At 54.3% G+C, this 14,281-nt stretch carries 16 protein-coding genes and 1 pseudogene; 7 read left to right on the top strand and 10 right to left on the bottom strand.

The window, feature by feature from the left end:
• Positions 1-3 precede the first annotated feature (3 nt).
• The 6 genes from NE584_RS05765 to phnX all read left to right on the top strand — a co-directional run bounded on the left by NE584_RS05765 (position 4) and on the right by phnX (position 6,431).
• A complete protein-coding gene (locus NE584_RS05765) occupies positions 4-885 on the top strand; it encodes a MurR/RpiR family transcriptional regulator (RefSeq protein ID WP_108980707.1) in 882 nt (293 codons plus the stop codon).
• 197 nt (positions 886-1,082) lie between these two features.
• Positions 1,083-1,853, top strand: coding sequence for an ABC transporter ATP-binding protein (locus NE584_RS05760; RefSeq protein WP_108980706.1), 771 nt, complete (start codon positions 1,083-1,085; stop codon positions 1,851-1,853).
• 9 nt (positions 1,854-1,862) lie between these two features.
• A complete protein-coding gene (locus NE584_RS05755) occupies positions 1,863-3,515 on the top strand; it encodes an ABC transporter permease subunit (protein WP_108980705.1) in 1,653 nt (550 codons plus the stop codon).
• The gene (locus tag NE584_RS05750) at positions 3,515-4,516 is read left to right on the top strand and encodes an extracellular solute-binding protein (RefSeq protein WP_108980704.1); all 1,002 of its coding nucleotides are present in this window, start codon (positions 3,515-3,517) and stop codon (positions 4,514-4,516) included. The genes NE584_RS05755 and NE584_RS05750 overlap by 1 nt, the downstream gene beginning before the upstream one ends.
• Before the next feature lie 20 nt (positions 4,517-4,536).
• The gene (locus NE584_RS05745; RefSeq protein WP_108980703.1) at positions 4,537-5,643 is read left to right on the top strand and encodes a 2-aminoethylphosphonate--pyruvate transaminase; all 1,107 of its coding nucleotides are present in this window, start codon (positions 4,537-4,539) and stop codon (positions 5,641-5,643) included.
• A complete protein-coding gene (phnX, locus tag NE584_RS05740) occupies positions 5,640-6,431 on the top strand; it encodes a phosphonoacetaldehyde hydrolase (RefSeq protein WP_108980702.1) in 792 nt (263 codons plus the stop codon). Before NE584_RS05745 ends, phnX begins: the two co-directional genes overlap by 4 nt.
• A 223-nt stretch (positions 6,432-6,654) precedes the next feature.
• Here the strand turns inward: phnX and NE584_RS05735 are convergent.
• Together NE584_RS05735 and NE584_RS05730 are read right to left on the bottom strand one after the other, a co-directional pair.
• Positions 6,655-7,020: pseudogene (locus tag NE584_RS05735) on the bottom strand (relaxase); the annotation flags it as partial.
• 421 nt (positions 7,021-7,441) lie between these two features.
• A complete protein-coding gene (locus NE584_RS05730) occupies positions 7,442-7,903 on the bottom strand; it encodes a DUF3879 family protein (RefSeq protein ID WP_009260164.1) in 462 nt (153 codons plus the stop codon).
• Between the two features lie 1,001 nt (positions 7,904-8,904).
• Here NE584_RS05730 and NE584_RS05725 point away from each other — a divergent pair.
• Complete coding sequence (locus NE584_RS05725; protein WP_050623674.1) at positions 8,905-9,564, top strand: Crp/Fnr family transcriptional regulator; 660 nt, start codon at positions 8,905-8,907, stop codon at positions 9,562-9,564.
• Between the two features lie 63 nt (positions 9,565-9,627).
• Here the strand turns inward: NE584_RS05725 and NE584_RS05720 are convergent, their stop codons facing one another.
• The 8 genes from NE584_RS05720 to NE584_RS05685 form a co-directional block, all read right to left on the bottom strand.
• Positions 9,628-9,813: a heavy-metal-associated domain-containing protein gene (locus tag NE584_RS05720; protein ID WP_077138721.1), complete on the bottom strand. Its 186-nt coding sequence runs from the start codon at positions 9,811-9,813 to the stop codon at positions 9,628-9,630.
• A 113-nt stretch (positions 9,814-9,926) separates the two neighbouring features.
• Positions 9,927-10,673 (bottom strand): SDR family NAD(P)-dependent oxidoreductase, encoded by a 747-nt coding sequence (locus tag NE584_RS05715; RefSeq protein ID WP_108980701.1) that lies wholly within the window; start codon positions 10,671-10,673, stop codon positions 9,927-9,929.
• A 93-nt stretch (positions 10,674-10,766) separates the two neighbouring features.
• A complete protein-coding gene (locus NE584_RS05710; RefSeq protein ID WP_050623672.1) occupies positions 10,767-11,342 on the bottom strand; it encodes a hypothetical protein in 576 nt (191 codons plus the stop codon).
• Positions 11,339-11,548, bottom strand: a complete 210-nt coding sequence (locus tag NE584_RS05705) for an ATP-binding protein (protein WP_050625422.1) — start codon at positions 11,546-11,548, stop codon at positions 11,339-11,341. The genes NE584_RS05710 and NE584_RS05705 overlap by 4 nt, the downstream gene beginning before the upstream one ends.
• Positions 11,549-11,678: 130 nt before the next feature.
• Positions 11,679-13,370, bottom strand: coding sequence for an FAD-dependent oxidoreductase (locus tag NE584_RS05700; RefSeq protein ID WP_108980700.1), 1,692 nt, complete (start codon positions 13,368-13,370; stop codon positions 11,679-11,681).
• 1 nt (position 13,371) lies between these two features.
• Complete coding sequence (locus NE584_RS05695; protein WP_050623670.1) at positions 13,372-13,692, bottom strand: rhodanese-like domain-containing protein; 321 nt, start codon at positions 13,690-13,692, stop codon at positions 13,372-13,374.
• Positions 13,693-13,704: 12 nt separating this feature from the next.
• On the bottom strand, positions 13,705-14,010 hold the full coding sequence (gene trxA / locus NE584_RS05690; RefSeq protein WP_050623669.1) for a thioredoxin: 306 nt from the start codon (positions 14,008-14,010) through the stop codon (positions 13,705-13,707).
• Positions 13,970-14,140 (bottom strand): hypothetical protein, encoded by a 171-nt coding sequence (locus NE584_RS05685; RefSeq protein ID WP_256182123.1) that lies wholly within the window; start codon positions 14,138-14,140, stop codon positions 13,970-13,972. Before NE584_RS05685 ends, trxA begins: the two co-directional genes overlap by 41 nt.
• Positions 14,141-14,281 lie beyond the last annotated feature (141 nt).

Raw genomic sequence — 14,281 nt, 5'->3', positions numbered from 1 at the left:
AAAATGCAACATGACATACAGGTTTTAGACCGAGTGAAAAGCGCTTATGCTACCCTGCGCCCCTCGGAGCAGCGGGTGGCAGACCAGGTGCTGGCTGATCCGGAGAAGTGCACCCGGTGCACCATCGCAGAACTGGCAGATCAAGTACAGGTAAGCCAGCCAACGGTGGTCCGGTTTGTGCAGGCGCTTGGCTTTGACGGCTACCGGAGTTTCAAATACTGCCTGCTGCGGGATCGGAGTGGAAAATCTCCAAAGAGCCCCTACTTTGACCACCTGGGTGACTTTGACCTCAAGCCCTGGGACCGCCTGGAGGACCTTCCCCTCAAGGAGACGCGTATTGCGGGGAGACTGTTGGAGGACGCGCTGAAATTCCTCTCCGCCGATGCCCTGAGCCGAGCAGTTCGAATGCTGGCTACAGCCCGGACCATTGACATCTATGGGGTGGAAAACTCCGTCACACCCGCCAGCGATCTGCTCACAAAACTTACCTATCTGGGCCTCAACTGCCGGATGCACACCGACACCTATCTCCAGCAGATCTCTGCCGCCCATCTGGGAGTAGCAGATGTGGCGGTTGCAGTGTCCCATTCCGGGTGCTCCATTGATACTGTTAAGGCGCTTAAACAGGCACGAAAGGCCGGGGCAGGCACCATTGCCATCACCAGTCCCAAAGAGCCCCTGCTGGGGAAATACGCCGATGTGTGCCTGAGCACCGGAGGGCGCGCCCTGTCCATCTATGGCAGTGCCATCTTTTCACGTATCCCGGATCTGGCGGTGGTAGATCTTCTGTACATGGGGATCATCCAAAGCGACTATGAGCGATTTTCCCGCAGTCTTGACAAAAGCGGTGCGGTGATTGCCGACCGGGGATACGGAGACGAATAACAAATCGTTCTCCCTTCCGTGTAAGTTCCTTACACAGAAGGGAGGTTTTTTTGAGCGTTTTTTACTTTTTTATTACAAAAACTTAAATTTGAAGTGCTTGTTTGTTCCGCAATAAAACTGGTAGTATGATGCCGCCGCCGGAAGGATACGGCGGCACGGAACAACAGAATACTTTTCCGAGAGAGGAGCAATATTTTATGCTGGAACTGGAACACATCCAGAAATCCTTTGACGGTGTGCCGGTGCTGAAGGATATCTCCCTGCAGGTGGCAGACGGAGAGATCGTTTCCATTCTGGGCCCCTCCGGCTGTGGAAAGACCACGCTGCTGAATTTGATCCTTGGCATTGTGGATGCTGACAGCGGCCGGATTTGTTACGACGGGCAGGACCTGACCCGTACCCCCATGGAGAAGCGGGGCTTCAACATTGTCTTTCAGGACTATGCTCTGTTTCCCAATCTGAACGTCCTCCAGAACATCACTTACGGTCTGCGCAACAAGCCGGGGATCTCTACCAAAGAAGAGGTGGAGGAGCTCATCGACCTGCTGGGCCTGCGGGAGCATTTGAGCAAGCGCATTGACCAGCTCTCCGGCGGGCAGAAGCAGCGGGTGGCCCTGGCCCGGACCATGGTCATGAAGCCTAAAATCCTGCTTCTGGATGAGCCGCTGTCCGCTCTGGATGGAGTGATCAAGGAGTCCATCAAGGACCGGATCAAGACCATCGCCCGGGAGTATCACCTGACCACCATCATCGTCACCCACGACCCGGAGGAGGCCCTGACCCTCTCTGATCGGGTACTGATCATCGAGCAGGGCACCATCTCCCAATACGCCAAGCCGGAGGAAATTGTTCACCAGCCTAAAAACGACTTCGTGCGTAAGTTCATCCTCAACCAGTTGGAGATCAAGCGCAACAACATCTATGCCCTGTTTGGCGACTGTCCCACATGGGCCGTCCAGGCAGGATAAGGGGAAGCCATGACACGGACCAATCGTGAACTGAAACTGATTTTCGCGGTCATTGTTGTCCTGTTTGCTGTGTTCCTGGCCGGCCCAATTCTGATCTTGTTGGGAAAGTCCCTGTGGGACGGGGGACTGACCGGAGAATTTTATGCCTCGGTACTGTCGCAGAAGGGATTTCTCCCGGCCCTGGGCAACAGCTTCGCGGTAGCCGGGGCCTCGGCGGCAGCGGCCACGCTGCTGGCCTTTCTGCTGGCCTATGGGGTGCACTACACCGGCCTGCCCAAGTGGAGCAAGCGGCTTATCACCTCTGTGGCCACCCTGCCCATGTTTTTGCCCACCATTACCTATGGCTTTGCCATCATCTATTCCTTTGGCAAGCAGGGCCTCATCACCCGCCTTCTGGGGCGGCAGCTGTTTGATATTTACGGCTTTTTCGGCCTGATGGTGGGCTATGTGATCTACACCATTCCCGTAGCCTTTTTGCTCATCCACAATACCATGGGATTTGTGGACAAAAAGACCCTTACCGTCTCCAAGGTAATGGGTGACAAGGCTCTGTCCACTTTCTGGATCGCGGTGCTGCGCCCCCTTCTGGGGACCTTTGCCGGAGCCTTTATCCAGGCCTTCTTCCTGTGCTTTACCGACTTTGGTATTCCTGCCTCGGTGGGCGGAGGCTATGAGGTCATTGCCACCCTGCTCTATAACCAGATGCTGGGCGGGATCCCCGACTTCAACCGGGGCGCTGTCATCGCCATGGTAATGCTGATCCCCTCCCTCGGCAGCATCTGCATTCTGCAGATCCTGGAGCGGTTCAACATCCGGTATAGCCGGATTTCCAACGCGGATCTGCGGAAAAATTCTCTGCGGGATGTAGGATGGGGCCTGTCCGGTACCGTAATTTCCGCGGGAATTCTGGCCATTTTTGCCGTAATCTTTGTGGTTCCCACGGTGGAGGAGTGGCCCTACCAGACCGAATTCTCCTTGGAGCACTTCCAGACGGTCCTCTCAGACAGCAGCCTGCTGGCCGCCTATGGGCATTCCCTGCTCATGGCACTGCTGACCGCTGCCGCCGGTACGCTGATTGCCTACGGAGCGGCCCTCATCACCGCCCGAAGCAACCTGGGTCGGGGATATAAGCGGACCATTGAGAGCATTGCTCTGGTGACCAACGCCATCCCTGGTATGGTGCTGGGTGTGGCCTACCTGTTCCTCTTCTCCGGAACCAGTTTGCAGAACACCCTGCTGTTGATGGTTTTGTGCAACATTGTGCACTACTTCTCCACCCCCTACCTGATGATGAAGAACGCCCTGTCCAAAATGAACGCCGGGTGGGAGACCACCGCCATGCTCATGGGGGACAGCTGGCTGAAGACCATTTTGCGGGTGGTCACGCCAAACGCCCTGTCCAGTCTCATCGAGGTGTTCAGCTACTACTTCATCAACTCTATGGTCACCATCAGCGCCCTCATCTTCATAGCCGGGGCCAGGACCATGGTCCTCACCACCATGATCAAACAGCTGCAGTATGTCAACCGCTTCAACGAGGTGTTTGTACTGTCCCTGTTGATTTTAGCCACCAACCTGGCAGCCAAGGCGCTGTTCTCCTGGCTGGCCGGGTACCGATCCAAACACAGTCCTAAAATAACAAAAAAGGAAGGAATCAAGTGATGAATTACAAAAAAATGATGTCCATTGGTCTGTCTGCCGCCCTGAGCCTCTCCCTGCTGACCGCCTGCGGAGGAAACAACAGCGCCGGAAACAGCGGAGAAAAGCAGGTGGTGATCTACTCCAATGCCGATGAGGAGGCGGTCACCGCCATGAAGAACGCCTTGGACGGCAACGGTTATGAGGGCAAGTACATTTTCCAGACCTACGGCACCTCCGAGCTGGGGGGCAAGCTGCTGGCGGAAGGGACAAATCTGGAGGCCGACCTGGTGACCATGAGCACCTTCTACCTCCAGAGCGCCCAGGAGCAGAACAGCATGTTCCTGCCTCTGGACTTTGAAGTGAATACCCTCACTGAGGTTCCCGACTACACCGCCCCCATCACCTCTCAGGAGGGCGCCATCATCCTCAACACTGAGCTGATGGCCTCCGAGGGCCTGCCCACTCCCACCAGCCTGAAGGACCTGGCTGACCCGATCTACGCGGGTCAGGTGGCGGTCACGGACATCCAGTCCTCTTCCACCGCATGGCTGCTCATCCAGGCCCTGGTGGATGCCTACGGGGACGACGGAGCTCAGGCGGTTCTGTCCGGAATTTATGACAACTGCGGAGCTCACATCGAAACCTCCGGTTCCGGTCCCCTGAAGCTGTGCCGGGCTGGTGAGGTAGCCATTGGCTTCGGCCTGCGCCACCAGGCGGTGGCCGACAAGGCGGAGGGCCTGCCCATCGACTATGTGGACCCTGCCGAGGGCAACTTCTCCCTCACCGAGTCCGTGGCCGTGTTGGACAAGGGGGAGAGCACCAATCCCCTGGCCATGGAGATGGCCCAGTGTATCATTGAGAATGGCCGGGAGGAGCTCCTCCAGACCTACCCTAACCCCCTCTATGAGGGTGAGACCGCCGATCCTGCCAACCAGTCCGCCAACCCTTCCGTCTTTGACGAGCCTCTGACCTTTGAACTGTTCCAGGCCCACCAGCAGCTGTCCGAGTCTGCTAAGGGCTGATCGAAAGGAGCTTTCATACCATGAATACCTATAAACTGCTGACCCCCGGCCCTCTGACCACCACGGATACCGTAAAGCAGGAGATGTTGGTGGACCGCTGCACCTGGGATGACGACTACAAGGCCGTCACCCAGAAGATCCGCCGCCAGCTGCTGGAGCTGGCCCATGTCTCCGAGGATGACTACACTGCCGTGCTGATGCAGGGCAGCGGCACCTTCGGCGTGGAGAGCGTGCTCACCAGCGTGGTGGGCGACCAAGACAAGGTGCTCATCTGTTCCAACGGCGCTTACGGAAAGCGTATGACCGACATCTGCACCCACAGCCGCATCCCCTTTCTTCACTATGCTCAGGACTACGACAAGGTGCCTGACGCCGCCCATATGGCCCAATTGCTGGCCCAGGACTCCTCTATCACCCATGTGGCCATGGTCCACAGCGAGACCACCAGCGGGATCCTTAACGATATCCAGTCGGTGGGCAAAGTGGTCCGGGACGCGGGCAGGACATTCATTGTGGACGCCATGTCCTCCTTCGGCGGGGTGGATATCCCTGTGGCCGACTGGGGCATTGACTTCCTGGTGTCCAGCGCCAACAAGTGCATCCAGGGCGTGCCCGGCTTCTCTTTCATTCTGTGCCGCCGGGACAAACTGCTGGCAAGCGAGGGCAAGGCCCGCTCCCTGTCTCTGGACCTGCTGGACCAGTGGAAGGGGATGGAAAAGGATGGCAAGTGGCGCTTTACCTCTCCCACCCATGTGGTGCTGGCCTTTTCCAAGGCTCTGGATGAGCTGGCCCAGGAGGGCGGCATCCCCGCCCGGAGCCGCCGCTACACGGAAAACAACCGCCTGCTCATTGAGAAGATGCGGGCCATGGGCTTTGCTACCTACATTGACGGAAGCCACCAGGGCCCCATTATCACCACTTTCTTCTATCCTGCCGGGGTATCCTTCCGGTTTGAAGAGTTTTACCGTTACATCAAGGAGCGGGGATACGCCATCTACCCGGGTAAGCTCACCGAGATGGATACCTTCCGCATCGGCAACATCGGGGAAATTTACCCCGAGGATATTGACAAGCTGACCAGCGTCATTGCAGCCTTCCTGAAGGAGAGAAAGGAGCAGATCGCATGATTGAAGCGGTGATTTTTGACTGGGCAGGTACTACGGTGGATTACGGCTGCTTTGCTCCGGTGAAGGCCTTCATGGAGGCTTTTGCCCACCACGGAGTGCCCGTTACCATGGAGGAGACCCGCAAGCCCATGGGAATGCTGAAGCGGGACCACATCCGAACCATGCTGAATATGGAGCGCATCGCTGCGGAATGGAAACGGGTTCATGGCCACGAAGCCACCGAGGAGGATGTGGACGCTGTGTACGCCCAGTTTGAGCCCAAGCTGTTCTCCATTCTGGACCAGTACGCCGCCCCCAAGCCCTTTGCTGTGGAGACGGCAGCCAAGCTGCGGGAGATGGGGGTGAAGATCGGCTCCACCACCGGCTACACCGATGCCATGATGAATATTGTGGCGCCCAAGGCGGCCCAGCAGGGCTATGCCCCCGACTTCTGGATCAGCCCTGACGGAGTGGGGGGCAGGGGCCGCCCCTACCCCTACATGATCTTTGCCAACATGCAGGCCCTGGGACTTACTGCGGTAGGAAATGTGGTCAAGGTGGGGGATACCATCTCGGACATCAAGGAGGGCGTCAATGCCGGTGTGTGGACGGCAGGCGTTATCGAGGGCAGCTCCGAGCTAGGGCTGAGCCAGCAGGAGTACGAGGCCATGTCTCCCCAGGAGCGGGAGACGGCCTGCCAGAAGGTGGAGGAGCGATTCCGGAGGGCTGGTGCCCATTTTGTTGTCCGGGATCTGTCCCAGTTACCAGATCTGGTTCATGCTTGCGGCTTTAAGAACATGAGGAGATAACGCCTTTATCAAACAGTTCTCCACTTATAGGCTACAGTGATTCATGCCGTACCATTTTTCTTATGTGTGATAAAGAAGTAATAGAAGTGTAAAAAATTTTGCCGTTCCTATCCGGCACTTAGCTATTGTGTCGGATAGGTCGGGCAGTTATTTGGGCAAGTCCACCTTGCCAACAAAAGAATAATAAATCTCAATGTCTTGTCTGCGGGGCTTGTTTTCGTCATAGCCCGTCCCGGATGGGGCGGGTCTTGGAATAGGCAAGCACCTGCCGTTGCAGCCCCTTTTCCCGTTCAGCCTCTTTTCCACATTTTTCAGCTCTGTAATGCTTTTCTGCATGGCGGTATAGGCTGCGGAACAGGCTTCGTCCAATTTCTCCGGGGAAGAAAAGCCGTACTGCTGGTAGGCAGTAACGGTAGCCGCATCTGCTTTAGGTTGTGCTTTGCCGCCCAGCGGTCATAGCCCATGCCTTTGCCCTCGGCTCGCTTGGCTTCCAGATCAACCATGCGCTGCAAGGTGTTGGCTACTGGGGTGGTTTTGAAGCTTTCTCCCTCTGTAACGGCTCTTTGACAGCGGCAGGGTATTCGGGTAATAGCAGAAAAACAGGGTGTGGAGCGGAACTATTTTGAAAAATCCGAAAAAATATTTTGAGGGATTTTCAGCAACACAAGCCGCATGGCAGGGTTTGGGGAAGTCACTCCCCAACAAGATTCCCGCAGGGGCAAAAATGAGCAGAAAGTGAATTTTGGCACCTCGGTAGAATCTTGCTCTAAGAAACTGCCGGACTGCCGCTCACTTCCTACCGCCACTTTTTCGGGCTTCACTCCTTACTACTGGGCATTTGGAAATTTGCCAAACAGACAACAAAAAAGCAGCAAATCGGTTTCAGATTTACTGCTTCATGTGCCACTGCGGGGCGGCGGATATTCAGTTGTAAATAACAAAAGAGGGCGGTAGCACTTTGGGCTCCCCTCCTACAAATGGAAAGTTGTAATATTACTATTCCAACCACATCATATTAGTATATTCATGCCTGATTTGTAGTCATCCAAGATATCGGGCTTGACTGGCTTTCCCCAATTCCATGAGGGGTCTCGCTGATGTACATATTCTCCCAACCGGTCAGCCTCTTGCAGACTAATCTGATTTAATGTCCACCCAGCGGCAGCTCGTTCTTCGGGTGGCAATGACATAACGTAATCCTTTATAATTTCGCTCTCAATCTCTCCACCACTCATGCCGCCGTTCTTTTCCATTCTCTCAAACACCAAAGATTTTATCTTATTTGCAACGCCCTCGTCAACAGGGACAATGCGGCGAAAATCCGTTCGACCTGTAATATCCATTCCCTCCGGACAATATGGGTTAACATGACCCTTTGGCGGCAAAGAGCCATTTGGAAGTTTAGGGGTTAAGTGCGAATTTTGAACCTTATAATTTTGTTGCACAAATCGTGTCATTCCTGTAATCGTCATAAGAACACCTCCAAATAATAATAAACCCTGTTTTAAGAATAACTGTCATAACCATAGTTTACAGTTATACGAGCCGTTGCTGCAGAAACATCCCCCACAAATATAATCGGCACTTTTGGCAAAAATATAATATCCGCACAAGATTTTATCGTTACAAAAACACAAATTTATTCTGCTTGTTTAATAAAGAATTTTATCTGCTTTATTATATTTATCGCACGATTTTCAAAAAATGAAACACATAACAAAAAATGTAACCCGGAATAGTGGGCTGCTATCTATCAAATTTTTGTTTGTTACTTTATGACATATGAGCATTGGGGCAAGTCACGTATTTATCAATTGTTAACAATGGAAGAGAGAACAGGCGGCCTACAGGCGACACCAGCTCTTGGACAGCCGCGTTTGTCCTGAAGTAAAGAGAGTATTTTAAATCTCTCCATGGAAAATTTCGACCTGCCCCGTTTGGTCAATGCTTTAGATGAAGCGATTCTGGAGGATAGTTGCCAGTTATAATCTTCAACTGCCTGCCCAGCAGCAAAAAAGCCACCGAAAAATGATTCTCAGTTGCAACCATCTACCTTAGAGGGGTCATATCACATTGCGCTGTTTTACAAAGTGTTCGGACGAAGTCACGCCAAGTCGCAGTATAGGAATGTCAAGATCCATGGGTGCAGGTGTTGTCAGCAGAAAAATGGCGGCCGTAGTTCCGGCGGTGATCCCCTCCACTGCCCATTTCACCACATCGGCGGAGCGGGCAGCGGACAAAGGGATATCCGGAAGTTGGAGGCGGCGGGCTGATCGATACTCTCATGCTGGCAGGGGACAGCCCCCTCGCCAGTCTGGTCAGCAAAGCCCTGAACCGGCGTTCACCACCGCCGCGGGCTCCTTCCGGAAAGTATGGAAACTGACCGAGCAGATCAGCTAACGCGGCCTGTCAACGAGTCAGTTGACAGGTCTTGATGATTTCAATATACTGATAGGCAGAAGGAGGGTTCGGTATGGACTTTCAAAGCTATTTCCCGGTTTGGAACAAGCTGACACCGGCTCAGCAGGAACGCATCCTTGGCAGCCTGATGGAGCGCAGGGTAAGCAAAGGGACCGTGATCCACAATGGAAGCATGGACTGCACCGGCCTTCTGTTGGTGAAGTCCGGCCAGCTTCGGGCCTATATTCTCTCCGACGAGGGGCGCGAGATCACCATCTACCGTCTGTTTGACCGGGATATGTGCCTGTTTTCCGCCTCCTGTATCATGCGTTCCATTCAGTTCGAAGTGACCGTTGAGGCGGAAAAGGACACTGACCTTTGGGTAATACCTTCCGAAATTTATCAGAGCATCATGGAAGGATCTGCGCCTGTTTCCAACTATACCAACGAACTGATGGCCTCTCGCTTCTCCGATGTCATGTGGCTCATGGAGCAGGTCATGTGGAAGAGTCTCGACAAGCGTGTAGCCGCATTCTTGTTGGAGGAAGTGTCTATCGAAGGGACCAGTCATCTGAAAATCACCCATGAGACCATTGCCAATCACCTGGGTTCCCATCGGGAAGTGATCACCAGAATGCTTCGATATTTTCAGAATGAGGGGATGGTCAAGCTGTCCCGCAGCAGCATCGAGATCACCAATGCCAAAAAGCTGGAAGAATTGAACGGTCAATAATAAAATGTCCGCCGAGTTGAACACAAGGCGGACATTTTCAGCTTTTTATCTGATTTTCAGCAGCTAACGCCCAGCTTTTTCCACAGCGGCTTTGAAGGCGTCGTCTGTTGCAGGTCGATCCAGCCTGACAGATGCTGTTTTGTCCTCCAGACTGACGGACTCTTCCGCAATACCGGGCAGTTCTGCCGCACACCGCTCCACTCTGGTGGACCAGTGCATACCGGTAATATCAAACTGTTCTCTTTGCATAGCAGCCCCTTTTTCTGTCTGTATCCCTTTGCAGGATCATATATGAGTTTGATTTACTGATCCATATTGCAATCTGCTTCTGAGGCTGCCACTTACCACAGCCTTACGACTCGTCAGGTCCTTGCCATGCCGTCCACGCTCAGCACAACGCCGGTGATGTAGGACGCCTCATCGGAGGCCAGGAACGCAAATGCGTTGGCAATATCCTCCGGCTGGCCCAGGCGGCGCAGCGGGATTCTGGCGATCATAGGCTCGATGACCTCCTTGGGCACCGCTTTCATCATATCAGTCTCCGTAATCCCAGGAGCAACCGCGTTCACGCGGATGCCCTTGGGTCCCAATTCGCGGGCCAGCGATACGGTCAGTCCATTCACCGCAAATTTGGATGCGGGATAGGCAAAACCGCTGGGCTGACCGGAGATGCTGACCATTGAGGACGTGGAAAGGATCACGCCCGTCCCCCGTGCCACCATACACTCTGCTGCGGCGCGGGTGGTATTGAATACGCCCTTTACGTTCAGATCCATGACCTTATCAAAGGTCTCCTCTGTGTATTCCATAAATGGGGTGCTTTCGGAAACGCCTGCGTTATTGACCAGGATATCCACACATCCATACTTCTCAGTGGCAGACCTGAACGCTTCCCGCACAGACTCCAGACTGGCCAGATCAGGGCTGATGCCGGCGATGATCGCATCAGGATATTTTTCTTTCAGCCGTTCAACCGCCTTTTCGGCAGAGGCTTGTGAACTTGCGGTCAGGATGACCCTAGCACCTTCTCCCAGGAACTTATCCGCCGTAGCATAACCAATGCCGCGGCTGCCTCCGGTGATGATCGCCACTTTATCTTTCAGCCTCATGGGAAGTGCCCCTTTCTGTTTTGATTTTCCCCTCAGTGTACAGAGGGTATGCTCATATTTTACCTAAAGAATACCGGCCGTTCCGTGATGACATCACACTTTGCTGTTCCGCGCCTTGCAGACCAGCTGGGTCATGGTCCCCATAGGGCAGTACACACACCAGCTGCGGGGTTTGAACAGCACCATGGTGATCAGGCCAAGAACAGTGGAGGTCAGCATCACGCTGTAAAATCCAAAGGCGAACTGCGCCACGCCGGGATGGAGGAATGTTCCGTGATAGCCCCACTGCCAGGGCAGCTTGAACGTCCACAGCAGCGTCACCACCTGCTTTAAGTCCTGTGCTTCCGCAAACACCAGATAGGTGTTCCAGAGCATCACAAAGAACATGGCAAAAAAGAATACCAGAAATCCATATCGGAATCCTTTGCTTTTCATCCACTTTGGAATGTCCTTTCTGCGGGAGAGACCGAAGCGGCCCCCCAGCAGGCCAAACAGCTGCCCTCTGCCGCAGTAGCGGTTGCAGTAGCCTTTTGTTCCTTTCACAGCGGAGATGATCAGCGGGATAAAGAAGCAGAAGAGCCCCAACCATGCAAACAGGATATTGAAAAAGCCCAAGATCAGATAGGTCAGAGAAACGACCCAGAGATGATCATACCAATGTCTTTTCATCTTTCCACCTCCCGGATCTCGACGACGCTGGCGGGACACTCTTTCGCGCATTTCCCGCATCCCACGCAGTTGTCCATATTCACCTGCGCCATTATGCCCTTCATAATCTGAATCGCTCCCAAAGGACAGACTTTCACGCAACAGCCACAGGCAACACAGTCCTCCTGCACAACAAAGGCTTTTCGTTTCTTTCTGATAGCAGACATAAGCACCCTCCCGTCATTGATCGGCATCATTATACCGGAGAGATCCACTTTCTTCCGTGATGATATCACCTTTTGAATATAGAAAAAGCCACGCTCTCCTGATGGAAAGCGCGGCTTTGGCAGTTTGCAGTTATTTGTCCATTCCACAGCTCATGGCTCTTTCAACCAATGCCCGGTCGTTTGTTACCGCATCATAGAAGCGGAACCCTCCGGCGAAGTTATAGGCTTCGTGGCCGTTGGCTTCCAGAATGCGGCAGGCAATATAGCTGCGCAAGCCGCTCTGGCAGGTCACATATACAGGCTTACCCGGCTCTATCTCATCCAGCCGGTCCCGCAAGTCATCCAGCGGAATATTACCGAATCCTTCCATATGGCCCCCAGCGTATTCGTCCGGGGTCCTGACATCCAGCAGGATTGCACTTCCATCCCTTGGAAGATGGTCAACGTCCTCCAGATACCACTGCTTCATGGTACCGTTTGCAATATTGTCGATCATGAATCCCGCTATGTTCACAGGGTCCTTGGCGGAGGAGTAAGGAGGTGCATAGGCCAGATCCAGGTTTTTGAGCTGAGTTGCTCTCATGCCTGCATGGATGGCGGCAGCCAGCACATCGATCCGCTTGTCCACACCCTCGTAACCTACGATCTGAGCGCCCAGCAGGCGGCAGGTCCCCTTCTCAAAGACCACCTTCATGGTCATCAGCTTTCCGCCGGGGTAATAACCCGCGTGGCTCATGGGGGACAGGATCACTTTGTCCACATCCAGCCCCGCCTTTTTTGCATTGGTCTCGTTGATGCCGGTAGTGGCGGCAGTTATATCAAATACCTTGATCACGCTGCTTCCCTGAGACCCCAAATAGCGGCTGTCGCCGCCGCAGATATTGTCCGCAATGATGCGCCCCTGCTTGTTGGCGGGACCGGCCAGGGAGATCAGGGCATCCTCGCCGGTGACATAGTGCTTCACCTGCACCGCATCGCCCGCGGCATAGATGTCCGGCACAGATGTCTCCATCCGGTCGTTGACCACGATACTGCCCTTGATCCCCAGTTCCAGACCAGCTTCTTTCGCGAGAGCGGTGTCCGGCGTGATGCCGATGGCCAGCACCACCATATCCGCATGAAGGGGAGCGCTGTCCTTCAGCAGCACATCCACACCGCCGTCCTTTTCCTCAAAGCCTTCCACGGTATATCCCAGGGCCAGCTTCACACCGTGCTTGCGTGCCTCTGCGTGGATAAAGGATGCCATATCCGCATCGAAGGGATTCATCAGCTGCTTGGGGCGCTGGACGATAGTGACATCCATGCTGAGCTCCCGCAGATTTTCCGCCAGTTCCAGACCAATAAAACCGCCGCCCGCCAGAACGACAGACTTGGGGTTATGCTTATTGATGTGATCTTTGATCCGGAAGGTATCCTCCACGGTGCGCAGAGTGAACAGATTCTCCAATCCAACGCCGGGGAGGCGGGGTTGAGCGGGCTTCGCACCAGGGGACAGGATCAGCTTGTCATAGCTCTCTTCGAATTCTTCTCCGGTCTCCAGATTTTTTACCGATACCGTTTTCCTGTCCGGGTGGATAGCCTTCACCTCGTGGCGGACCTTCATGTTCACACGGAACCGGGCGAAAAAGCTCTCCGGTGTCTGAAGGGTCAGTTCTTCAGGGGCAGTGATCACATCTCCGATGTAGTAAGGCAGACCGCAGTTAGCGTAGGAAACAAAGCCTGAACGCTCGAACACCACGATCTCAGCCTGCTCATCCAGTCTGCGGAGCCTTGCCGCGGCTGTGGCTCCGCCTGCCACACCGCCTACGATCACGACTTTCATATTATCGTTCCACCTTTCCCGCATAAGCTGCAATGCCGCCGATGTTGTTTACATTGCGATATCCCATACGCCGCAGCAAGCCGGCAGCCTGACGGCTCCGGGCGCCAGAGTGGCAGTAGACATACAGTGCCATATTTTTATTTTCTGCGACAGAGGCCACCTTGTCAAGAGCCTGAAGCGGAACATTTTTGCTGCCGGGGATATGGCCGTCTCTGTATTCTTCAGAGGTACGGACATCCAGCAGGACAGCACCGGGCGTGGCCAAATATTCCTTTACGCCCTGATCGATATCGGCTTGCTGGAAGAGATCGAAGAACCCCATCGTCATCCCTCCCTACAGCATCCCAAGAATTGCATTCTTGGGTCTTGCACCTATAGCCTGATCGACGATCTTTCCGTTCTTCATGACGACCAAGGTAGGAATGCTCACCACGCCAAACCGGCTCGCCAGCTCCGGCTGCTCGTCCACGTTCACCTTGCCGACCTTGATATCGTTGCGCTCCCGGGCGATCTCCTCCACGATGGGGACGACCATGCGGCAGGGACCGCACCAGGGAGCCCAGAAGTCCAGCAGAACGGGCTTGTCGGAATTCATCACTTCACTCTGGATGTTGTTCTGATCGATATTGATAGCGGACATATTCAGATCCTCCTTCTTGTTTCTTTATGGCTCTATCATAGCCAGATCCCGGCTGCATTTCCGTGATGACATCACTTAACGCGGGATTCCGCTCTCCAACTGCCAGCATCTTCTGAGTCGCTTCCGCCATGGCACTGTGCTCATGCTGCCGGGTGGAACGGACTCTCTGCCGGCCTTCTCTGACATTCAAAAAACTTCGTGACCAGAAAAGGGCACCACGCCTGTGGGAGAAATACAGGAGAGAATAAAAGCCGCAGGGAAACGTCGTGAC

Source organism: Clostridium sp. DFI.5.61, assembly GCF_024462915.1.
Taxonomy (GTDB): Bacteria; Bacillota; Clostridia; order Oscillospirales; family Oscillospiraceae; genus Lawsonibacter; species Lawsonibacter asaccharolyticus.
Note: the sequence above shows the minus strand (reverse complement) of the source record. Positions and strands in the feature narration are given on the sequence as shown.